General features: G+C 72.4%; 18 protein-coding genes. 4 read left to right on the top strand and 14 right to left on the bottom strand.

The window, feature by feature from the left end:
- Positions 1-67: 67 nt before the first annotated feature.
- From ACLQ3K_RS23480 to mqo, 8 genes are all read right to left on the bottom strand, one after another.
- Positions 68-2,398, bottom strand: a complete 2,331-nt coding sequence (locus ACLQ3K_RS23480; RefSeq protein WP_426001869.1) for an MFS transporter — start codon at positions 2,396-2,398, stop codon at positions 68-70.
- Positions 2,399-2,618: 220 nt separating this feature from the next.
- Positions 2,619-3,836, bottom strand: coding sequence for a uroporphyrinogen-III C-methyltransferase (gene cobA, locus ACLQ3K_RS23475; protein ID WP_426001868.1), 1,218 nt, complete (start codon positions 3,834-3,836; stop codon positions 2,619-2,621).
- 30 nt (positions 3,837-3,866) lie between these two features.
- Positions 3,867-4,454 carry a DUF4822 domain-containing protein gene (locus ACLQ3K_RS23470; RefSeq protein WP_426001867.1) on the bottom strand — a complete coding sequence of 196 codons (588 nt, stop codon included), beginning with the start codon at positions 4,452-4,454 and terminating at the stop codon, positions 3,867-3,869.
- 63 nt (positions 4,455-4,517) lie between these two features.
- Positions 4,518-5,867 carry a cobyrinate a,c-diamide synthase gene (locus ACLQ3K_RS23465; RefSeq protein WP_426001866.1) on the bottom strand — a complete coding sequence of 450 codons (1,350 nt, stop codon included), beginning with the start codon at positions 5,865-5,867 and terminating at the stop codon, positions 4,518-4,520.
- A 55-nt stretch (positions 5,868-5,922) separates the two neighbouring features.
- Complete coding sequence (gene cobO / locus ACLQ3K_RS23460) at positions 5,923-6,540, bottom strand: cob(I)yrinic acid a,c-diamide adenosyltransferase (protein ID WP_426001865.1); 618 nt, start codon at positions 6,538-6,540, stop codon at positions 5,923-5,925.
- Positions 6,541-6,645: 105 nt separating this feature from the next.
- Positions 6,646-8,520 (bottom strand): VWA domain-containing protein, encoded by a 1,875-nt coding sequence (locus ACLQ3K_RS23455; protein WP_426001864.1) that lies wholly within the window; start codon positions 8,518-8,520, stop codon positions 6,646-6,648.
- Positions 8,513-8,962, bottom strand: a complete 450-nt coding sequence (locus ACLQ3K_RS23450; RefSeq protein WP_426001862.1) for a GNAT family N-acetyltransferase — start codon at positions 8,960-8,962, stop codon at positions 8,513-8,515. Before ACLQ3K_RS23450 ends, ACLQ3K_RS23455 begins: the two co-directional genes overlap by 8 nt.
- Before the next feature lie 4 nt (positions 8,963-8,966).
- Entirely contained in the window at positions 8,967-10,463 is a 1,497-nt protein-coding gene (gene mqo, locus ACLQ3K_RS23445) for a malate dehydrogenase (quinone) (RefSeq protein ID WP_224649935.1), read from the bottom strand.
- A gap of 161 nt (positions 10,464-10,624) precedes the next feature.
- Here mqo and ACLQ3K_RS23440 point away from each other — a divergent pair, with 161 nt between their 5' ends.
- Positions 10,625-11,617 (top strand): alpha/beta hydrolase, encoded by a 993-nt coding sequence (locus ACLQ3K_RS23440; protein ID WP_426001861.1) that lies wholly within the window; start codon positions 10,625-10,627, stop codon positions 11,615-11,617.
- 1 nt (position 11,618) lies between these two features.
- Complete coding sequence (locus ACLQ3K_RS23435) at positions 11,619-13,028, top strand: mycothione reductase (protein WP_426001860.1); 1,410 nt, start codon at positions 11,619-11,621, stop codon at positions 13,026-13,028.
- A gap of 170 nt (positions 13,029-13,198) precedes the next feature.
- On the opposite strand, the gene ACLQ3K_RS23430 is transcribed toward ACLQ3K_RS23435, so the two are convergent.
- The 5 genes from ACLQ3K_RS23430 to ACLQ3K_RS23410 all read right to left on the bottom strand — a co-directional run bounded on the left by ACLQ3K_RS23430 (position 13,199) and on the right by ACLQ3K_RS23410 (position 19,126).
- Entirely contained in the window at positions 13,199-14,032 is an 834-nt protein-coding gene (locus ACLQ3K_RS23430) for an alpha/beta fold hydrolase (protein ID WP_336670544.1), read from the bottom strand.
- A 5-nt stretch (positions 14,033-14,037) separates the two neighbouring features.
- Complete coding sequence (locus ACLQ3K_RS23425) at positions 14,038-15,567, bottom strand: cobyric acid synthase (protein WP_426001859.1); 1,530 nt, start codon at positions 15,565-15,567, stop codon at positions 14,038-14,040.
- A gap of 2 nt (positions 15,568-15,569) precedes the next feature.
- A complete protein-coding gene (gene map, locus ACLQ3K_RS23420) occupies positions 15,570-16,439 on the bottom strand; it encodes a type I methionyl aminopeptidase (protein WP_336670546.1) in 870 nt (289 codons plus the stop codon).
- Positions 16,436-17,029: a GNAT family N-acetyltransferase gene (locus tag ACLQ3K_RS23415; RefSeq protein ID WP_426001858.1), complete on the bottom strand. Its 594-nt coding sequence runs from the start codon at positions 17,027-17,029 to the stop codon at positions 16,436-16,438. The genes map and ACLQ3K_RS23415 overlap by 4 nt, the downstream gene beginning before the upstream one ends.
- A gap of 258 nt (positions 17,030-17,287) precedes the next feature.
- Positions 17,288-19,126 (bottom strand): penicillin-binding transpeptidase domain-containing protein, encoded by a 1,839-nt coding sequence (locus ACLQ3K_RS23410; RefSeq protein ID WP_224649919.1) that lies wholly within the window; start codon positions 19,124-19,126, stop codon positions 17,288-17,290.
- Positions 19,127-19,259: 133 nt separating this feature from the next.
- Between ACLQ3K_RS23410 and ACLQ3K_RS23405 the strand changes: the two genes are divergently transcribed.
- Complete coding sequence (locus ACLQ3K_RS23405; RefSeq protein ID WP_426001857.1) at positions 19,260-20,552, top strand: acetyl-CoA C-acyltransferase; 1,293 nt, start codon at positions 19,260-19,262, stop codon at positions 20,550-20,552.
- A gap of 86 nt (positions 20,553-20,638) precedes the next feature.
- On the opposite strand, the gene ACLQ3K_RS23400 is transcribed toward ACLQ3K_RS23405, so the two are convergent.
- Entirely contained in the window at positions 20,639-21,370 is a 732-nt protein-coding gene (locus tag ACLQ3K_RS23400) for an SDR family NAD(P)-dependent oxidoreductase (protein ID WP_426001856.1), read from the bottom strand.
- Between the two features lie 73 nt (positions 21,371-21,443).
- Here ACLQ3K_RS23400 and ACLQ3K_RS23395 point away from each other — a divergent pair, with 73 nt between their 5' ends.
- Entirely contained in the window at positions 21,444-22,424 is a 981-nt protein-coding gene (locus ACLQ3K_RS23395; protein WP_426001855.1) for a hypothetical protein, read from the top strand.
- Positions 22,425-22,458 lie beyond the last annotated feature (34 nt).

Genomic DNA, 22,458 nt, shown 5'->3' with positions numbered 1-22,458 from the left:
AGCTACAGCCCACCACCGAAACACCGATCCTGCTGGCACATCGAGGTGGCAGATCCCATCCTCACAGTCAGTCCTCGAGCCGGTGCCGGCGGGCGCGGCTCACGCGATCGGCCTGCGTCGTCTGCTCGGGGTGGTGCATGCCGTCGGGCTCGGGGGCCGCGTGCCGGCCGCTGCGCGCGCCGGCTGCGACGCCCTCGAACTGCGGCTGCGGCCGGTCGGCGCCGGGGCGCTGCACGGCACCGTCGGGCCGCGGCGCCGGCGGGTCCGCACGGTACTGCTGCGGTGCGGGGCGCGGCGGGCGGTAGTCGGGGACGGACGCCCGGGGCGCGGGCGGCACCGGCGGACGCGGCAGGTCGACGCTCTCCCGCTGGATCGGGCCGGACGGGCGGGCGATGCCGGCGAGGCCCTCGCCCGGGCGGGCGACGGGACGCGGCAGCGGATCGCTGGGATGCGAGTAGGCCTGCTGGGGGGCCGTCGGCGCCGGACGGGTCAGCGGATCGCTCGGCTGCGAGTACGCCTGCTGCGGGGCCGTCGGCTGCGGGCGCTGCTGCGGCCGGGCGACGGGGACCTGCTGCGTCGGGGGCTGCGGAGCCGCGGGCTGCGGGGCGGCCTGCGGCGGGCCCGGCTGGACCCCGAGGCCGGCGAGCGAGGAGACCGACTCGTCGACCTCGGCCCGCTTGATGGCCCGGAAGCGGTCGGTGAAGTACACCGGCTCGGGATCGCCGGGCTGCTCGTTGTAGGCGCGGTCGAAGTCCTCGCGGCGGATCGCGGCGAAGGAGCCCGAGGTGACGTCGCCCTCGAGGGGCTCCCAGTCGTCGTCGACATCGTCGTCATCGTCCTCGAAGGCCTGCGCCGGGAAGGACGTGGACGGGATGGCACCGCCGGACTCGCTGGACTCCTTGGCCGCCTGGCCCTCGGCGATCTCCTCCGGGGTGAAGCGCATGAAGGGGACGACGACGAGGCCTGCCAGGATGAGGATCGCGGCGCAGGCGATGAACGCGAGGCCGTAGCCGGAGGCCAGGGCGTGGATCTGGTCGCCGGTCAGCGAGTCGTGGCGCAGGTGCCCGGTGGTCGGGCCGCCCTCGGCCATGATCCGCGAGGTCACGACGACCTGCACCGAGGCGAGGCCGATGATGCCGCCGAGGTTCTGCGCGACCTCGATGAGCGCGGTCAGCGGCCCGATCTCCGACGGGCGGACGCCGGCGACGGCGCCGAGCGGCAGCGGCACGACGGCCATGCCCACGCCGATGCCGATGAGGAACACCGGGATCGCGATCTGCGGGAAGTAGTCGATGGTGGCCGGGGCCTTGCTCATCAGGGTCGGCACGTACAGGCAGGGCAGGAAGACGATGAGGCCGCCGACGGCCACGAGCCACCGCGCCTGGATCCGGCGCACGAGCGTTGCGCTGACCGCGACGGAGATGCCGAAGCCCAGGGCGAAGGGCAGCAGCGCGAGGCCGGACTGGAAGGGCGTGTAGCCCATGACCAGCTGGAAGGTCAGCGCGACGTAGAAGCCGAGGGTCGGGATCAGCGCGCCGCAGACCAGGATCGCGAGCATCGCCGCCACGCGGTTGCGGTTGTTGAACAGCGAGAACGGCAGGATCGGGTTCTTGGCGGTGCGCTCGACCCACAGGAACAGGGCGAGGCAGATCACGCTGACCACGGCGGCGACGTAGACCGACGTGCTCTGCCAGTGCGCCTCGGGGCCCGCGGTGAGGGCGTAGACACCTGTCACGCAGCCCGTGACCGCGAGCGCGGCGCCCTTGACGTCGAGGGCGTGCCGCCGATCGGCCATCGCCTCGTCGAGGGTGAACCAGCCGCCGATGGCGCAGGCGATGCCGACGGGGACGTTGATCCAGAAGATGAGGCGCCAGTCGATGGTGGCGAGCAGGCCGCCGGCGACGAGCCCGCCGATCGAACCGAGAGCCGCCATGGCGCCGAAGACGGCGAAGGCCTGGTTGCGGGCCTTGCCCGGCGCGAAGGTGGTGGCGATCAGCGCGAGCGCCGTCGGGCCGGCGATCGCGGCGAACAGGCCCTGCCCGACGCGCGCGGCCAGCAGCCACGCCTCGTTGGTCGCGAATCCCGCCAGCGCGGACGCCACGGTGAAGCCGATGACGCCGAGTAGGAACATCTTCTTGCGGCCGAAGGTGTCGCCGAGGCGGCCGCCGAGGAGGAGGAATCCGCCGAAGGTCAGCGCGTATGCGCCGAAGACCCAGACCTTGGTGGCGTCCGAGAGGCCGAGGGCGTCCTGGATCTCCGGCATCGCCACGAAGACGACGGTGCCGTCGAGCACCGAGAGGAAGATCATGCCGCACAGGACGAGGATCGGGATGCCGACGGCGCTGCCCTTGACGCGGTACGTCTGCGCCGGGCTGGAGGGCGCCATCGTGGAAGTCATGATGCCCGAGGCTACCGACTCCCCCGGCCGATCCGGAAGTCGAGAACGGTAACAATTGTGACGAGAGTTATTGAAGTGACAGTTTTCGCTTCTGCGAAAATCCCCTGAATCGGGCGATTCGCGCAGCCCAGAGCGCTGTTCCCCGCCTCGGTCGAGGTTTCCCGCGTGGGGGCGTCACATTTCGCCGACACACACGGAAACCCACACCCGGGGATGCGGGTCAGTCGCCCAACGCCGCCGTGAAGCCGGCCGTCGCACCCACGACGAGCACCGCAGGCGGCACGACGTTCGCGGTCGCGGCGTCCGCCGCGATGGTGGTGAGGGTTCCGCGGACCGTGCGCTGCCCGCCGGTGGTCGCGTTCTCGACCACCGCGGCCGGGGTCTCGGCCGGCCGGCCGCCCGCGATCAGCGCCTCGGCGATCGCCGCGAGCCGCTCCACCGCCATGAGCACCACGACTGTGCCGCGCAGCCGGCCGAGCGCGTCCCAGTCGACGAGGCTGTCGGGATGCCCCGGCGCGACGTGGCCGGAGACGACCACGAACTCGTGCGTCACGCCGCGGTGCGTCACCGGGATGCCCGCGGCCGACGGCGCGGCGATCGAGCTGGTGATGCCCGGGACGACGGTGACCGGGATGCCCTCGGCGGCCAGCGCCTCGAGCTCCTCGAAGCCGCGACCGAAGACATAGGGGTCGCCGCCCTTGAGCCGCACCACGAACTTGCCCTCACGCGCACGATCGATGAGGACCTGATTGATGGCCTGCTGCGCCATGGCCCGGCCGTACGGCACCTTCGCGGCGTCGATGACCTCGACGTGCGGGGCGAGCTCCGCGAGCAGGCGGGGCGGGGCGAGCCGGTCGGCGACCACCACGTCGGCCAGCCCGAGGAGCGCCCGGCCGCGCACAGTGATGAGGTCCGGGTCGCCCGGCCCCCCGCCGACGAGGGCCACGCCCTCGGGCTTGCGGGTGGGGCGCGCGGCCTCGTCGCCGGTCAGGACGGCGCGCAGGCTGTCGCGGACGGCCGCGGACCGTCGGTGATCCCCGGACGCCAGGACGCCCACCTGCAGCCCGTCCGTGGCGACGGTGGCGGGGGTGACGGCGGTGCCCTCGCGGGCGAGGTCGACGCGGACGCAGAAGGTGCGCTGCACCTCGGCCTCGGCGACGACGGCGGCGTTCACCGCCGGATCGTTCGTGGCGGCGAGGGCGTACCAGGCGCCCAGGAGGTCGCCGGAGGCGTACTCGCGGCGGTGCCAGACGATGCCGGGCGTCGATTCGACGGCGGGCGTGGCCTCGGGCGCGATGACGTGGACGTCCGCGCCCGCGGCGAGGAGGACCGGCAGTCGCCGCTGGACGACGGTGCCCGCCCCCACGACGACGACACGGCGCCCTCGCAGATCCAGACCGACGAGGTAGGGATCGTGCGGGGCGCCGTGGCTGTTCATTCCGCTCAGCTTAGTGAGCGGCCTCCGTCACTACGCGCGCGGCTCGGCGTGCTTGGTGGCGGTGTGCACGATGTCGTAGTACACGGCCTTGTTGGAGGCCTCGGGGTACACGCGGTACGTGAACTCCTTCTCGGTGAGGGTCACGATCTCGACGGTGCGCTTGTACTGGACGCTGCCGTCGGCGTTCTTGGCGACGATGGTGCGGGTCTTGCCGTCGGGCGAGACGGTCCAGTCGCCCTTGCCCTTGGCGGAATCGTCCAGGTTGTAGAGGGTGAAGGTGCCGTCCTTCTTGAAGTAGGCCCAGCCGACGTAGTTCTTGACGTTCTTGTCGGTCAGCGCGACCTTGGCGCCCTTCGCGTCCTTGGCGGCGGTGGTCTCCCACGCGGTCGAGGCGAGGATCGCGCTCGGGGTGCTGGCCTTGACCGGGGTGGGCTTCGAAGCCGACGGCTTGGCCGACGCGCTCGCCGAGGCGCTGGTGGAGGGCTTCGCCGACGCGCTGGGCTTGGCGGAGGAGGAGGGCGAGCCGGGTGCGGCGTAGGAGCCGGCGGCGCAGGCGGAGGTGGCGACCACGGCGGCGGCGGCGAAGGTGACGGAGACGAGCTTGATCGACTTGTGCATGAGGCTTTTGTACAGGAAGCTCTCAGCCCGCGCGAGGCCCCCGCTCAGGGTGAGACGAACTCCTCACGCGACCGCTCTGACCAGGCGTTCGACCGCCTCGGGATATCCGGCAGGATGCACGTGCAGATACGAGGAGTGCACTGTGGACGAAAGGAACCCATCGGTCGCGGGACATCCGTCGCCGTCCCTCCACCCCCATGCCGGCGCGGGCCCCGCGGCGAGCGCGGTGCGATGGAACTCGTGCCCCGTCACGCGCTCGCCGGGCGCGAACAACGGGCTCGCGCCGAGGGCGACGGCGTCACGGTAGCCCAGCGTCAGGCGCCGGGTGAAGGTCGCGGCACCCGGCACGATCCCGCACATGGGCACCCCGTCGAGCGATTCCGCGAGGTAGAGCTGCCCCGCGCACTCGGCGTGGATCGCGCCCCCGGCGTCGACCAGGGCGCGCAGCTGATCGCGCAGCGCCGCGTTCGCCGACAGTTTCTCCGCGTACACCTCCGGGAAGCCGCCCGGGAGCACCACGGCGGCCGCGCCGCCGGGCAACTCGTCGGTGAGCGGATCGAAGCGCTCGACCCGAGCGCCGGCGGCGCGCAGCAGCTCCTCGTGCTCGGCGTAGCCGAAGCTGAACGCCGGGCCGCCGGCCAGCGCGACGACCGGCACGCCCGCGCGCGCGACCTCGTCCGACGGTGACCACAGCGGCCCGTCCGCGACCGGCCGGGCCAGCGCGCGGATCCGCTCGACGTCGACGTGCCGCTCCACTAGCTCCGTCATCGCGGCGACCGCGGCGACGGCCTCCGCGCCGCGCTCCGCGGCGGGGATGAGGCCGAGGTGCCGCGCCGGCACCTCCAGCGCCGCGGCGCCGGGGACCGCGCCGACCGCCTCCAGGCCCGCGTGCGCGCAGGCGTCGCGCAGGACCCGCTCGTGCCGGGCGCTTGAGACGCGGTTGAGGATCACGCCCGCGAGCGCGATACCCGGCCGGTAGGTGGCGAACCCCGCGAGCAGCGCGGCGAGGGACTGCGAGTGCCCGCGGGCGTCGACCACCAGCAGCACCGGGGCGCCGAGGATCTGCGCGACGTCCGCGGTGGAGCCGATGCCCTCGGTGGCCGCGCCGCCGGGGCCGTCGACGATGCGTCCGTCGAACAGGCCCATCACGCCCTCGACAACCGCGATGTCGGCGTCGCGCGCGCCGTGCCGGTACAGCGGCGCGATGCGCTGCTCCCCGCAGAGGATCGCGTCGAGGTTGCGGCCGGGCCGACCGGTCGAGAGGGCGTGGTAGCCGGGGTCGATGTAGTCGGGGCCCACCTTGAACGGGGCGACGGTGCCGGTCCGCGCCAGCGCGCCCATCAGCCCCGTCGCGATGGTCGTCTTGCCGCTGCCCGACGACGGTGCGGCGATGACGACCGCGGGAGCTACCACTCGATCCCTCTGCTCTCCCCGGCCACCGCACCTCCCGGGACACGGGAGCCGTTCGTCACCACTCGATCCCCCTCTGTCCCTTCCTACCCGCATCCATCGGGTGCTTGATCTTGGTCATCTCGGTGACCAGGTCGGCGGCGTCCATGAGCGCCTGCGGCGCATCGCGGCCGGTGATGATCACGTGCTGGTTCCCGGGGCGGTTCGCCAGGGTCTCGACCACCTCGTCGACGTCGATCCAGCCCCACTTGAGCGGGTAGGTGAACTCGTCGAGCACGTAGAAGCGGTGCTGCTCGGCGCCGAGCCGGCGGGCGATCTCCCGCCAGCCGACGCGGGCGGCCTCGGCGTGGTCCTGCTCGGCGTCGTCGTCGCGGCGCAACCAGGACCAGCCCTGCCCCATCTTGTGCCACTCGACGGGACCGCCGGCGCCGGTGCGCTCGTGCAGCTCGTTCAGCGCGAGCATCGTCTGCTCCTCGCCCACCTTCCACTTCGCGCTCTTGACGAACTGGAAGACGCCGATGTCGAAGCCCTGGTTCCACGCGCGCATGGCCATGCCGAACGCGGCCGTCGACTTCCCCTTGCCCGGCCCGGTGTGCACGGCGAGCAGCGCCTGGTTGCGGCGCTGCCGGGTGGTCAGCCCGTCGTCGGGGACCGATTCGACCTTGCCCTGCGGCATGGCGTCACTCCTTCGGGTCGGGGCGCTTACGAGACTTCACTCCAGCGAGGCGCGGCGACGACTATCGCCGCGCCGCCCGCCAGGATTCGACTTTCGGAACATACGTCAGGCGACGCGGGCCAGATCCTGCGGGCTCAGGCCGCCGAGCGGGAGCATCGGCGCGCCGAGTGCGGCCGCGACCTTCGCCGCGAGGCCCAGCCGCACCATCGAGGTCTCGCAGTCCACGACGACCGTCGCGCGACCGTCGGCGTGCAGCCCCGCCGCCGCGGCGAGCGCGCGCGGCAACGGATCCCGGCCGGCCGTCGCGCGACCGTCGGTGAGCACCACGACCAGCGGGCGCCGGGCGTCGGGCCGCAGGTCCTCGCGGCGCAGCAGCTTCCGCGCCTCGATCAGGCCCTCGGCCAGCGGCGTCCGGCCGCCGGTGCGGGCCCGCGCCAGGCGCGCGACGGCCACGTCGACGGAGCGGGTCGGCGGCACGAGCAGGGTGGCCTCGGCGCCGCGGAAGCCGATGACGGCCACCTTGTCGCGCCGCTGGTAGGCGTCGCGCAGCAGCGAGACGGCGGCCTCGCCGACCAGCGCGATGCGTTCGCGCGCGGCCATCGAGCCGGACAGGTCCACGACGAAGACGACGAGGTTGCCCTCGGTGGCCTCGCGGATCGGCGACCGCAGGTCCGACGGCGCGAGGTGCAGCGGCCCGTCGACCCGGCCGCGCGCGGCCTGCGCGGGGGCGGCGGCGCGCAGCGTGGCGGCCAGGTGCAGGCCGGCTCCCGTGCCGGCGGGCGCGGCGCGCACGACGCTGCCGCGGTCGGAGCGCGACTTGGAGCGGCGGCCCGTCGCGCCCCCGGTTGCCGTGCCGGGCACGGTGAGCCGGCTGACGGTGCGGTGCCGCGCGGTCGGCAGCGGGGCGCCCTGCGGCTCCGGGTCCGGCGCGACTGCGTCGTCCTGCGACGGCGGTTCCGGCTGCCCGCCGTCGGGGCCGCCCTCGGGACCACCGTCCGGGCCCCCGTCGTCGGGTCCGTCCGGGCCGTCGTCGTCGGGGTCGGGATCGTCGGCCTCGCGGGCGTCGTCGAGGGCGCGGTCGAGCTCGGCGTCGTCGAGGCCGGGCTCGTCGAACGGGTCGCGGCGCTTGCGGTGCGGCAGTGCGAGGGCCGCGGCGACGCGGACGTCGTCCTCGGTGACCTCGGCGGCGCCGCGCCACGCGGCGTGGGCGCGGGCGGCGCGGGCGATGACCAGGTCGGCGCGCATGCCGTCGACGTCGAAGGCGGCGCAGACCGCGGCGATGCGGCGCAGCTCGGCGTCGGGCAGCGCGACGGCGGGCAGCCGGTCGCGGGCCTCGGCGATGCGGCGGGCCTGCTCGGCGTCGGCGGCGGCGTACTCGGCGGCGAAGGCGGCGGGGTCGGCCTCGAAGGCGAGGCGACGGCGCATCACCTCGACGCGGGCGTCGACCTCGCGGCTGGCGCGCACGTCGACCGCCAGGCCGAAGCGATCCAGCAGCTGCGGCCGCAGCTCCCCCTCCTCGGGATTCATGGTGCCCACCAGGACGAACCGGGCCGGGTACGAGCGGGAGACGGCGTCCCGCTCGACGGTGACCCGCCCCATCGCCGCGGCGTCGAGCAGCACGTCGACGAGGTGGTCGGAGAGCAGGTTGACCTCGTCGACGTAGAGGATGCCGCCGTCGGCGTCGGCGAGCAGGCCGGGCGTGAAGTCGACGCGTCCCTCGCCGAGGGCGCGGTGCAGGTCGAGCGAGCCGACGACGCGGTCCTCGGTGGCGCCGATGGGCAGCTCGACGAGGCGGGCGGGCGCACCGTCGGGACGGGGCGGCAGCAGTGGGGCGAGCGCGCGGGCGGCGGTGGACTTCGCGGTGCCCTTCTCGCCGCGCACGAGCACGCCGCCGACGGCGGGCGCGATGGCGCACAGGGTGAGGGCGAGCCGCAGCTCGTCGTGGCCGACGACGGCGCTGAACGGGTAGCGGTCAGACACCGGCGGGCCTCCTCATGGGGACGTGCGGGATGCCGTCCTCGATGAATTCGTCGCCCTCGCGCGCGAATCCGTACTTGGCGTACGTGCTCTCGAGGTGCGACTGGGCCTCGAGCAGGCAGGCCCGACCGTCGAGCTCCGCGAGCGCCGCGGTCATCAGTTCGCCGATGAGGCCGCGCCCGCGGTGCGACGGTGCCGCGCACACCCGGCCGATCGCGGCCAGACCCGGGCCCTCGTCGGTGACGCGCACCGTCGCGATCGCGACGTCGGTACCGCCGGGGGCGGCATCGTCGGGCAGCCAGAGGTGGACCGTCGACGGGGCGAGGTCGCGCCCGTCGACGTCGAGCCACGGGCTCTGCTGCTCGGCGATGAAGACCTCCGCGCGCAGCTTCAGCAGCGCGTAGAGGGTCCTCGCGTCGAGTTCGTCACCGGTGGCGCGGCGCACGGCGCTAGCCCTGCGCGTCGGCCTCGACGCCCGGCGACAGCTGCAGCGTGCGGTTGGTCCAGTCCCAGACCTGGCCGAACAGCTGCTTGTTGTCGTTGAGGGTGGTGCCGTACGACGGGATCATCTCCTGCAGCAGCGGCTTCCACGCCTGCATGTGCTTCGGGAAGCACTTGCCGAGGACGTCGAGCATGGCCGGGACGGCCGTCGAGGCGCCGGGCGAGGCGCCGAGCAGGCCGGCGATCGACTCGTCGTTCGCGGCGATCACCGCGGTGCCGAACTCGAGGTTGCCGCCGCCGGGGCCCTTGCGGATCACCTGGACGCGCTGGCCGGCGGTGATGAGCTCCCAGTCGCCGCCGGTCGCGCGGGGCACGAACTCAGACAGCGTCTTCACGCGGTCGGCGGGCGACTGCATGAGCTCGCCGATGAGGTACTTGGTCAGGCCCATCTCCTTGAGACCGACGGCCATCATCGGGAGCAGGTTGTTCGGCTTCACCGACAGCGGCAGGTCGGTGTACTGGCCGGCCTTGAGGAACTTCGGCGAGAAGCCGGCGTAGGGGCCGAACAGCAGGCCCTTGTTGCCCTCGATGACGCGGGTGTCGAGGTGCGGCACCGACATCGGCGGGGCGCCGACGGCGGCCTTGCCGTAGACCTTCGCGGCGTGGTGGTCGATGAGCTCCGGGTTGGTGCAGCGGAAGAACTGGCCCGAGACGGGGAAGCCGCCGAAGCCCTTGGCCTCCTTGATGCCCGACTTCTGCAGCAACGGCAGCGCGCCGCCGCCGGCGCCGACGAAGACGAACCGCGCGTCCACGTAGGAGATCTCGTGGGTGCGCAGGTTGCGCACGGTCAGGCGCCAGCCGTCCTTGGTGCGCTTGAGGTTGGTGACCTTGGTGCCGAAGTGGACGGCGCCGCCCTTGCCGACGAAGTTGATCAGCTTCTTGGTCAGCGAGCCGAAGTCGACGTCGGTGCCGCCCTCGTACCAGTTCACGGCGACCGGGTCGCCGAAATTGCGGCCCGCGGCCATGACCGGCAGGCGCTCGGAGAACGTGGCCGGATCGGTGAAGAACTCCATGCCCTCGAACAGCGTCTGGCCGGACAGCGCGTCGTAGCGCTTGCGCAGGTACTCGACGTTGTCGGCGCCGTGCACGAAACTGGCGTGCGGGATGGGGTTGATGAAGTCCGACGGCTCGTCGAGCACGCCCGCGTCCACGGCGTACGCCCAGAACTGGCGCGAGACCTGGAACTGCTCGTTGATCGTGATGGCCTTGGAGATGTCCACGGAGCCGTCGGCGGCCTGCGGGGTGTAGTTCAGCTCGCACAGCGCCGAGTGGCCGGTGCCCGCGTTGTTCCACGGGTCGGAGGACTCGGCGGCCGCGGCGTCGAGGGACTCGAAGACGTTGATCGACCAGCTGGGCTCCAGCTTGCGGAGCAGGGTGCCGAGCGTGGCGCTCATGATTCCCGCGCCGACGAGCGCGACGTCCGTGCTGATCACGTTACGGGCCATCTGGTAGTTCACTCCTCGACGTGGGGCGGGGCCACGCATCGGCCCCCTTCTGCGCGAGAACCTTACTCCGGGGCCCTCCGGTGGCGCGCGGCACACCGTGCAGTACCACCGGACCGTCCGTGCGGTGCACCGCCCCGCCCCGCCGTCATTACAGTGAAGCCGTGGCGACCACTGAGCTGACCTACTCCCCCGACATCCTCGGCGACGACTTCGTCGCGCACACCTTCGAGCTGGGCCCCGACCCGGACGGCGAGCCGGGCGGCGACGTCGTGGCCACGCTGGTCAAGCACGTCGTCGGCCCCGCGGATCCCCACCACGCGGTGCTGTGGGTGCACGGCTTCTCGGACTACTTCTTCCAGACGGCGGTCGCGGAGTTCTTCGCGGACCGCGGTTACGCCTTCTACGCGCTGGACCTGCGCAAGTCGGGGAGGTCCCTGCGGGAGGGCCAATCGGCGCACTACGCGACCGATTTCGCCGTCTACGACGCCGAGCTCGACCTCGCGGTCGCGGCGATCGAGCAGGAGCACCCCGGCCTCGGCGTCGTCGTCGCGGCGCACTCCACCGGCGGCCTGATCACCCCGCTGTGGCTCGACCGCCGCCGCAAGGCGGGCCGCACCGCACCGATCGTCGGCCTCGTGCTCGACAGCCCGTGGTTCGACCTGCAGGGCTCGGCGGTGCTGCGCGAGGTCGCGACGCCCGTCGTCAAGCTCATCGGCAAGGCCGTGGGCACCCGCGTCGTCCCGGTCGAGGCCGTCGGCGTCTACGGCCAGACGGTCCACTCCAGCGCGCACGGCGAGTTCGACTTCGACGTCCGGATCAAGCCGATCGAGGGCTTCCCGGTGCGCTTCGGCTGGCTACGCGCCGTCCGCGTCGCGCACAGTCTTCTGCACCGCGGCCTCGACGTCAGCGTTCCGTCGCTCGTGCTGCGCTCGACGAAGAGCTTCGCGCCCAAGGAGTGGAGCGAGGAGGCCGGCCGCGCCGACGTCGTCCTCGACACCCGGCAGATCGCGAAGTGGTCGGGCGCGTTGGGTGGGCGCCTCACGGTCGTGCCCGTCGAGAACGCCAAGCACGACGTCTTCCTCTCCGAGAAGGACGCCCGCGAGACCGCGTACGCCGAGCTGGGCACCTGGCTGGCCCGCGAGATCGAGGCCTGACATGGCCGAGCGCGTCTTCGATCTCGTCATCATCGGGTCCGGGGCCGGCAACACGATCCCCGACGAGCGGTTCGACGATCGCAGCATCGCGATCGTCGACAAGGGGCAGTTCAACGGCGCCTTCGGCGGCACCTGCCTGAACGTCGGCTGCATCCCGACCAAGATGTTCGTCTACCCCGCCGACGTCGCCGACGAGGCCCGCGACGGCGGCGCGGTCGGCGTGGACGCGGAGATCACCGGCACCCGCTGGGCCGACATCCGCGACCGGGTCTTCGGGCGGATCGACCGGTACGCCGCCGGCGGGCTGCGCTACCGCGAGGACAAGTGCCCCAACATCACCGTCTTCCAGCAGGAGGCGTGGTTCCTGCCCGGGTCCGGCGACGGGCTGCACCGCCTCGAGCTGGCCGACGGCACCGTCGTCACCGGACGCGACGTGGTGATCGCGGCCGGCTCGCGGCCCGTGATCCCGCCCGTCTTCACCGCCGACGGCGCGGCGCCCTTCCACACCAACGACACGATCATGCGGCTGGAGGCGCTCCCGGGGCGTGTGATCATCGTCGGCAGCGGCTACATCGCGGCCGAGTTCGCGCACGTCTTCGCCGGCCTGGGCGCCGAGGTCACCGTCGTGGCGCGGGGCGAGCGGCTGCTGCGCTCCCAGGACCAGACCATCTCCGAGGCCTTCACCGAGGCCGCCTCGTCGCGGTGGGACGTGCGCCTGAGCACCGAGGTCACCGCGACCCGGCCGGTGGGCGACGGCGTCGAGGTGGACCTCACCGACGGCTCGACGGTGGCGGGCGACGTCCTGCTCGTCGCGACGGGGCGCACGCCCAACGGCGACTCCCTCGCACTCCCTACCATCGGCATCGAGCTCGACGGTGCCGGTCGCGTCCCCGTGGACGAGCACCAGCGCACCCCCGTCCGCGGCGTGTGGGCCCTGGGGGATGTGAGCACGCGGTTCCCGCTGCGGCACGTCGCCAATCACGAGGCCCGGATCGTCGCGGAGAACCTGCTGTCGGGGTGGGACTCCCCCGCCGCGACGTCCGATCACCGGTTCGTGCCGGGCGCGGTCTTCTCCCGCCCGCAGGTCGCGTCGGTCGGGCTGACCGAGGCGGAGGCGCGCTCCCGCGGCATCGACGTGGCCGTCGCCGAACAGCGGTACGCCGACATCGCCTACGGCTGGGCCATGGCCGACGCCGAGGGCGTGTGCAAGCTCATCGCGGACCGGACGACGGGATTGCTGGTCGGTGCGCACATCGTCGGGCACCAGGCCTCGGCGCTGATCCAGTCGGCGATCACGGCGATGTCCTTCTCCATCCCGGCGCAGGAGTTCGCGCGCGGGCAGTACTGGATCCACCCGGCGCTGCCGGAGCTGGTCGAGAACGCGCTGCTGGGGCTGGCGAAGGACGCGTGATCCTAGGAGCTCCCCGGGGTAGAGTCACATGCATGACTCAGCATGATTCGAAGGTCCCCGGCTGCTCCAACCCGAACTGCACGTGCGAGAACTGCTCGTGCGGCGACAGCTGCACCTGCGGCAGCGACAAGTAGCCCGAGCCGCTCCGGGACGGCCGCGCGCGGGCGCGGTCAGTTCCGGAGCGTCCGCAGCGCGATCTCCGAGGCCAGGGCCGCGGGGGCGCGCAGCGGGAGCCAGTGGTCACCGTCGGGCACCTCGCTGAGCCGGTAGTCGGCCCGGAGGTAGTGCGCGGTGCCCTTGGCCTGCGCGGCGCCGGCGATGGCGTCGCGGGTGCCCCACACCAGGGTGGTGGGGACCTCGATCACGGGGCAGTCCAGCCCCTCCCCGCCCGGCGCGAGGTTCGCCCGGTACCAGTTCAGCGCCGCCGTGAGTGTCGGCTCGTCCGCCAGGGCGTCGATCCCGCCGCCGGGCGCCGTGGCGAGCAGCGTGCGCGCGTCGTTCGCGAGCAGCGCCTTCTCCGCCTCGCCGGACCGCAGGAACAGCTCCAGGTAGCGCGAACGCTGCCGCTGGTCCTGATCGTTGGCCATCGCGTCGCCGAACGCCGACGGGTGGCCGAACGAGACCGCCGTCAGGCTCATGGCGCGCAGCGGATAGGCGGCGGCGAAGTGCCACGCCACCGTCGCGCCGAGGCCGTGGCCGACGACGTGCGCGTAGGGCACCTCGAGCGCGTCGAGGATGCGCGCGGCGTCCTCGGCGAGGTGCTTCATCGTGTACTGATCGACCCCCACCGGGCGGGCGCCCGGGCTGTAGCCGCGCTGGCGGGGCGCGATGGTGCGCAGTCCCGCCTCGTGGAGGCGCTCCCGCACCTGGTCGAAGCACTCCTCGGTCTGCGGGAATCCGTGCAGCAGCAGTACGGGTACGCCGTGCTCAGACCCCCCGACCGACACGTCGAAGGTCCACGAGCCCGCGGGCACCTGCACCGTGTCAGCTGAATCGATCGGCATGGTGGTCAACGGTAGTCACTCATGATCCGGATGGTCGGCAGGATCGCCGAAAACGCGACAGGGGAATGCAAAGGACTCAGGATCGCGTCGATGTCGCAGTGTTCCTCGAGCGCGTCGGCGATGGCGTCGAGCTGGGCGAGGCGGGCACCGTCGAAGCTCGCTACGGGCCCGAGGTCCCGGCCGGGGAAGGTCCGGGCGAGGTACGCCCGGCGGAAATCGTCGGAGCCGAACAGTCCGTGCCAGTGCGTGCCGAGCACGCTCGGCGTGAGCGCCCCCTCCGGGCCGTCCGAGCCGTGCAGCGCAGGGTTTTCCGCGTTCCGGACGACGGTGCCGTGGTGGATCTCGTAGCCCGTCGCCGCCACGCCGAGCCCGGTTCCCGTGACGTTCCGCACGCATTTGGCACGCGCGAACTCGACATCGAGGTCGAGGATCCCGAGGCCGTCGACGCGGGTGCCGGGCGCCGCCTCGACGCCGTTCGGGTCGGCGATACCTCGGCCGAGCATCTGGTAACCGCCGCAGATGCCGACGATCGGGCCGCCTGCGGCCGCGCGACGGACGAGGGCGTCGGCGAGGCCGCGCTCGCGGAGCCAGCCGAGGTCGCCGACGGTGCTCTTGCTGCCGGGGACAACCACCAGGTCGGCGTCGGCGACGTCGGCGGGCCGCGTGGTCCAGCGGACCGTCAGGCCCGGCTCGCACGCGAGGGCCTCGACGTCGGTGGTGTTGGAGACGCGCGGCAGGGCGACCGCGGCCACGCGGATCGGGTCGGGGTGCGCCGATCCCCGGCCGACGAGGTCCGCGCCCAGCGCGGCGAGCGAGTCCTCGGCGTCGAGCCAGAGGTCGGTGAGGTACGGGAGCACGCCGAGGGTGGGTCGCCGGGTGATCTCCTCGAGCTGCTCGAGGCCGGGCGTGAGCAGCGAGACGTCGCCGCGGAAACGGTTGATGAGGAAGCCGTAGACCAGGCGCTGGTCCTCGGGCGGCATCACGGCGACGGTGCCCGCGAGGTGCGCGAGCACTCCCCCGCGGTCGATGTCGCCGACGATCAGCGTCGGCAGGTTCGCGGCCCGCGCGAGTCCCATGTTGGCGATGTCGGTGGCCCGCAGGTTGATCTCGGCGGGGCTGCCGGCGCCCTCGCAGAGCACCACGTCGAACTCCTCGCGCAGGGCCCGCAGCGTGGTGGTCACCTCGTCGAGCAGCCACTGCCGCCGGGTGACGTAGTCGCGCGCGCCCACGTCGCCGACCGGCCTGCCGTGCAGGACCAGCTGGCTGCGGCGGTCGCTGCCGGGCTTGAGGAGGACCGGATTGAACCGGGTCGACGGTGCCAGGCCGCACGCGAGCGCCTGGGTCGCCTGGGCGCGCCCGATCTCGCCGCTGGTGCCGTCGGCCTCGACGGTGGCGACGGAGTTGTTGGACATGTTCTGCGCCTTGAACGGCGCGACGCGCACGCCCCGTCGGGCTAGGAGACGGCAGAGTCCGGCCGTGACGGTGGACTTCCCGGCGTCGGAGGTGGCGCCGGCGAGGAGGAGTGCACCGCGCACGGTTACGCGGTGGGGGCGCTCGGCAGGGTGAGGATCTCGGCACCGTCGTCCGTGACGACGAGGGTGTGCTCGAACTGCGCGGTCCACTTCTTGTCGGTGGTGGCGACGGTCCAGCCGTCGGACCAGATCTCGTAGTCGAGGCCGCCGAGGTTGATCATGGGCTCGATGGTGAAGACCATGCCGGGCTCGAGCACCGTCTCGACGTTGGGCTCGTCGTAGTGCAGCACGACGAGGCCGTTGTGGAAGGTCTCGCCGATGCCGTGGCCGGTGAAGTCACGGACCACGGTGTAGCCGAAGCGATTCGCGTAGGACTCGATGACGCGGCCGACCACGTTGAGCTCGCGCCCCGGCTTGACCGCCTTGATGGCGCGCTCGGTGGCGATACGGGTGCGCTCGACCAGCAGGCGGTGCTCCTCGGAGACGTCGCCGGCGAGGAAGGTGGCGTTGGTGTCGCCGTGCACCCCGTCGATGTAGGCGGTGACGTCGATGTTGACGATGTCGCCGTCCTCGATCACCGTCGAGTCCGGGATGCCGTGGCAGATCACCTCGTTGAGGCTGGTGCAGCAGCTCTTGGGGAAGCCGCGGTAGCCCAGGGTCGACGGGTAGGCGCCGTGGTCGAGCATGTACTCGTGCGCCACCCGGTCGAGGTGGTCGGTGGTGACGCCGGGCGCCACCGCGGCGCCCGCGGCCTGCAGCGCGTCGGCGGCGATCCGCGAGGCCACCCGCATCTTCTCGATGGTCTCCGGGGTCTGCACCCACGGCTCATTGCCCTCGTTCGCCGACGGCTTGTCGACGTACTCGGGTCGCACGATCTTCGCCGGGACGGCCAGACGGGGTGAGACGGTGCCGGGAACGAGTGCAGCGCGGGTCATCCGTTCAGCGTAATCGGCGCCGCACGCTCCCCGTCCGGCCCGGTCGGGATCCAGTAGTGGCAGACGGGTTCGAGGAAGTCGTGGCCGATGCCGAAGTCGTCGACGGGGCGGATCCGGGTGAGCACGCCGCCGGCCGACTCCGCGGTGCGGCGCGAGGCGAGGTTGTTCTCGTCGCAGGTGACGAGGACCTCGGTCAGCCCGAATCCCGCGGCGCGCCGGACCACCTCGCGCAGCGCCGTCGCGGCGACGCCCTGCCGCCGCGCCGAGGGCCGCACGTGGTAGCCGATGTGGCCGCCGAGCTCGGCGAGCAGCGGGCTCAGCTCGTGCCGCAGCTGGATCGCCCCGAGGTACCGGTCACCGTCGACCATCCACCAGCTCGTGGCGGGCACGCGGTCGCCGCTGCGGTCGATCATCGCCTGCTCGTTGATGCGATCCACCCAGGTCGCGAAGTCCGACGGCGCCGTCAGGTCCAGGTCGCGCGCCAGGGCACTGCCGGAGCCCGGGTGGTGCGTCACGTCGCCCCACTCCGCGACGTTGCGCAGCCACTCGTCGTGCCAGTCGGCCGTCGGTGCCATCAGCTCGATGCCCATGTCGCCGACCCTGCCCGATCTGACTCGCACGGGCAATCGCATTTCCCCGGCGTGTGGTCCTGTTCGCCGAAGGGCGGCGCGGGGTCGCGCGCCGCCACATGGCTATGAAATCGTGACCGCCAGTGACAATTCGGACACACGGTCACCGCTGTCGGAATTGTCACTGACGGTCACGATGCCATAGGTCCGACACTGTCCTCCCCGAGCCGGAACGAACCCGCACCAGGTGGGCATTGATTCCCGGGTCGGCACCGATCCTCAGTTGGGCACGGCGGAGACGGGGGCGTCGAAGCGGTCGAAGAACTCCTTGGTGACCGCGACGGCGTTGTCGGAGCTGCCGCCGAGCACGACGAGGGTGGCGAAGGCCAGATCGCCGCGGTAGCCGACGAACCAGGCGTGCGAGCCACCGTCGACCTCCGCCTCACCGGTCTTGCCGAGGATGTCGCCGGAGCCCCGGATCAGCTCGGCGGTACCGGAGGCGACGACCTCGCGCATCATGGCGCGCACGCCGTCGGCGGCCTTCACGTCGAGTGGGGGCCGCTCCCCGTCGACCTTGGTGGGCTTGCCGAGGAGGAGCTGCGGGGTGACCGCGCCGCCGTGCGCGACGGACGCGACGGCGAGCGCCATGGCGAACGGGCTGACCAGCACCTCGCCCTGGCCGAAGCTGTCCTCGACCTGGTTGACCATGGCCTTGGGCAGCGGGTACTGCCCGGACGAGACGGGCAGACCGGCGATGGCGTAGTCGGGACCGATGCCGAGTTCGGCGGCCGCAGTGTTGAGCGCCTCGGGCTTGAGCTTGGCGCCGAGGAAGGCGAAGCTCGTGTTGCAGGAGCGGGCGAAGGCGCGCTGCATCGTCACGTCGCCGAGGGCGAAGCGGTTGTAGTTGGGTACCTCGCGCTCGCCGATGGTGAGGGTGCCCGGGCACGGGACGATCGTCTCCGGGGTGGCGATGCCCGCGGAGATCGCCGCGGTCGCGGTGACGATCTTGCCGGTGGAGCCCGGCGGGTACAGGCCCGAGGTGGCGAGCGAGCCGAGCTTGTCGGCCTCGGGGTTCTGCGCGACGGCGAGCACGTTGCCGGTCGAGGGCTGGATCACGACCATCATCGACTGCCGGTCGCGACGGGTGTTCACGGCTGCCTGCGCGGCGGCCTGCGCGATCGGCGAGATGCTCACCGACACCGCGGGCGCCGGCTGCGCCGCCGTGGTCGACAGCGTGGAGACCCGCGCGCCGGTGTCGGCCTGCGCGATCACCTCCCAGCCGTCCTTGCCCGCCAGATCGCCGGTGACGTTCTGCTTGATCGACGACATGAGCGCGGGCGCGAAGGTGCGGTCGGTGGGCACCAGATCGGCCTGCTCGACGAGGGTGACCCCCGGGAGCGACGTCACGTCGCCGGCGAGCTTGCGCAGGTCGTCCTGATTCACCGAGGCCACCGTGTACGGGGCGCTCAGCGAGGTGGCCTGCTCGGTGATCTGCACCGGGTCGAGGTTGGGCAGGATCGGCTGCAGCGCGCGGGTCAGCTGGCCGGCGACGTCGAGCACCGTCGTCGGCGCCGCGACCTTGGACGCCTCGATCCGGATCCGGGTGATGACGCCCGGCACGAGCACGGAGCCGCCGGACGCCGAGTTCACGGGCGCCTTGTCGGCGGGCAGGGCGCGGAGAACCATCGTCTGGTTCGCACCGAGCCGCGGGTGCAGCACCGACGGCGCCCACCGCACCCGCCACTGCCCGTTCTCCTGGACGCCGGTCAGCGTGCCGCGGTAGTCCCACGACCGGCTCGACCGCCCCTGCTCGGCGGGCAGGTCCCAGATGTACTCGTACTCGACCTGACTGGTCGCCCCGGTGGTCCGCACCTGACCGACCTTGAGCTGCACGCCCCGGGCCTGCAGCCCGGCGAACGCTGCCTGCAGCGCCTTCTTCGCCGACTCGGGCGTGGTCGTCAGCGCCGCCGCGGCGTCGAGGTCGTGGTCGGCGAGCGCGGCGCCGAAGCGCACCGCGAGCGGGCCCGGGCCGTTGGTGTTCGCCGGCGAGCAGCCGCCGGTCGCGACCAGCGCCACGAGGGCGACGATCACGACGGCGCGGCGCATCGGCTTCTTCACCGGCCCAGCGTAGGACGGTGCGCCGCCCGGTTCGGGTTGCCGCGCTGGGGTGTGACCGGTGGGGCGCAGGTGACGGCCGAAACGCCGTGACCGGGGTCACCCACGGGAACTGACTCGTGAGTAAGATCGCCGCATGACCACTCCACAGAGCCGTCGCGCCGTCATCGTCTCCGGCGCGCGCACCCCGTTCGTCCGCGCCTTCGGCGCCTACGTCCACCTCGACAGCATCGCGCTCGCGGACCACGCCGTCCGCGGCCTCCTCGATCGTGTTCCCGCCGTCGCCGACCGCATCGAGGCCATCGTCTGGGGCGGCGTCATCCTGCCCGCGGGCGCGCCCAACATCGCCCGCGAGATCGCGCTCGACCTCGGCCTCGGGCACGGCGTCGAGGGACACACCGTGACCCGCGCCTGCGCCTCCGGCCTCCAGGCCGTCACCACCGCCGCCGCGGCGATCGAGCGCGGCGAGTACGACGTGATGATCGCCGGCGGCTCCGACTCCGTCTCCAACGCCGCGGTCAACCTCCCGCAGAAGCTGGTCCAGGCCGCCGCTCCCCTCGCCCTCGGCAAGCCCTCGCCCCGCGCCTACCTCGACGCCGCGATCGGCCTGGCGCCGTTCACCGGCCTCCTTCCCAGCCGCCCGCGCATCGAGGAGCGGACCACCGGCGAGGTGATGGGCGAATCCGCCGAGAAGATGGCGCGGATCCACGGCATCACGCGAGAGGCGCAGGACGCGTTCGCCGCCCGCTCGCACGCCCGCGCCGCCGCGGCGATCGCCTCGGGCCGGTTCGACCGCGAGGTCGTGCCGGTGACCACGCCCGACGGGACGACCATCGCCCGCGACGGGCTCGTGCGCGGCGACACGAGCGCCGAGAAGATGGCGCGGCTGAAGCCCGCCTTCGAGCGCGAGGGCACCGTCACCGCCGGCAACGCCAGCCCGCTCACCGACGGTGCCGCCGCGGTCCTGATCATGAGCGAGGAGAAGGCCCGCGAGCTGGGCCTCACTCCCCTGGCCGCGATCCGCTCGTGGAGCTACGTCAGCGTCGATCCGGCCGACGAGGTGCTCATCGGCCCGGCGATCTCGATGCCCCGCGCGCTGGACAAGGCCGGCCTCAAGCTGGAGGACGTCGACCTCGTGGACATCCACGAGGCCTTCGCCGCGCAGACCCTTTCCGTCCTCGACGCGCTCGCCAGCCCGGAGTGGGCCGCCGAGCGACTCGGCCGCGACGAGGCCGTCGGCGAGATCGATCCGGAGAAGCTCAACGTGCACGGCGGCTCCGTGTCGATCGGACATCCGTTCGGCGCCACCGGCGCCCGCATGGTCACGACGATGGCCAACGAACTCGCGCTCTCCGGCAAGGACACCGCACTCCTCGGCATCTGCGCTGCGGGCGGGCACGGCGCGAGCGTGGTGCTCGAGCGCGTGTAGTCGTGAATCCGGCCGATTTCCGGTTCACGAGGGCGATATCGGCCTCCTGACGGAGAAATCGGCCGATTTCACGACCGGCCCCAGCCTCAGGTCACCGAGAGGCCGCCGTCGACGCAGAGGTTCTGCCCGGTCACGAAGGCCGAGCCGGGTCCGGCCAGGAAGATCGCCGCGGCGGCGAAGTCCGACGGTGCGCCGAGCGTCCCGGTGTGCGCGCGACGCCGGAAGTACTCGGCGCGTGCGGGATCCGCGAGCACGGCGGTGGTCATCGGCGTCGCGACCAGTCCGGGCGTCAGCGAGTTCGCGGTGACGCCCGACGGTGCCCACGCCTCCGACTGGGAGCGGGTGAGCCCGGCGATGCCGGCCTTGGCGACGCCGTAGGCGCCGCTGTTGCCGAACGCGCGGTGCGCCTGCGTCGATGCGACGTTGATGATCCGGCCCCAGCCCCGCGCGGCCATCCGCGGCCCGTAGTGCTGCCCGAGCTGGAACGGGGCGTCGAGGTTGACCGCGAGGATCTCGCGGTAGAGCGCGTCGTCGATGTCGCCGAGCGGCGGGCGCGGGTTGCTGCCGGCGCAGTTGACCAGGATGTCGACGGCGTTGGCCCGGGCGTCGGCCTGCTCGATCAGCTCAGCAGCGCCGCGCGTGAGGTCGGCGCTGATCCCGTCGGCGCCGAGGCGGTCGCGGTCGCGGCCCGCCCGGAGCACGCGGGCGCCGGCACCGTCGAGCGCCTCCGCGATGGCCGCCCCGATCCCCGAACTCGCACCCGTGACCAGCGCCGTGCGGCCGGTGAGGTCGAACAGTGCCGCCGTATCCCGATGCATGCCGTCACCCTACGGAACCGATCCGGCGGTCCGTGCGTCCAATTGGTAAGAGGAAGAGACGATCGGAGGACCCATGATCAACGAGGTGTCATTCGAGGGCGAGTTCGCGGTCGACCCGCCCCTCACTATGGAGGAGCGAGAGGCGATCGCCGCGCAGAGTCTGCCGGTGCCGGAGCGGGCGAAGGTTCCGCGTGGCGCATGCCACTGGGTGTCCAACCTGGACGGCACGACGATCGTCTGGGATCGGGACCCCGACTTCGATCGCTCGGCGGAGTGGCTCCGATTCCTCGTTCGCCACTACCTCAAGCCGATGGGTCACGTCATCAAGGGCACAGTCGTGGCGCAGGGTCCCGACGGATCGCGGTCGGAGATCCGCGCGACGAAAGCCAGCGTGACGACGCAGTTCCTCAACGGCCCGATCGCGCAGGAGTACGCGTTCGTGATCGGGCCCCGAGGCAGGCGCGAGGGATACGGCTACGACTCCTACGCGCGTAGCTACGAACGCAGCTACGAGTGCCGCGACTGCGGGAGCCGTGATCCGCTGGGCTACAACTACCACAACGGTTTCAGTCGTTCCGACGACCGCGACTACGGCCGCGAGTACGACGCCGCCTTCGATCGCGACCCGGACACCGAATCCCTGTTCAACGGCTACGGAGACTCGGATCGCGACGAGCAGCTCATGGCCGTCCGGCGATTCTGCGCCGACTACGCAGGTGGATTGCACCTCGTCCAGAACATGGAGGTCCGGTGGGGTCGACTCGATACCGAGATCTTCGCCGATGCCGAAAGTGGCGTCGTACTGGAGGTCCGCAAAGGCGGGATCATGGTGATCTCATTCCCGATCGCACCGAACGCGCACCGCATCACCGATGCCTTCGACGAGGTGCTGGCGTTCGCGAACGCGCTCGCCACCGAGTTGCACTGGGTGGTCTGGGACCCGGCGCAGCACCTCGCCGCGCGTCCCGGGACCCGTTTCCGCGACCGGGCCATCGCCTTCCTCGAGCATGGACGGCAGCCCGACTACCCGTTCCGGTCTCGTCGCGCGGCGTAGATGGTCGTGTCGGGCACTGGAATCGTGAACGATA

Origin of the sequence: Tsukamurella sp. DT100, from assembly GCF_049844855.1 — a bacterium.
In the GTDB taxonomy this organism is placed as follows: Bacteria; Actinomycetota; Actinomycetes; order Mycobacteriales; family Mycobacteriaceae; genus Tsukamurella.
The sequence above is the reverse complement of the archived record's forward strand: the minus strand, read 5'-3'. Positions and strand labels throughout refer to the sequence as shown.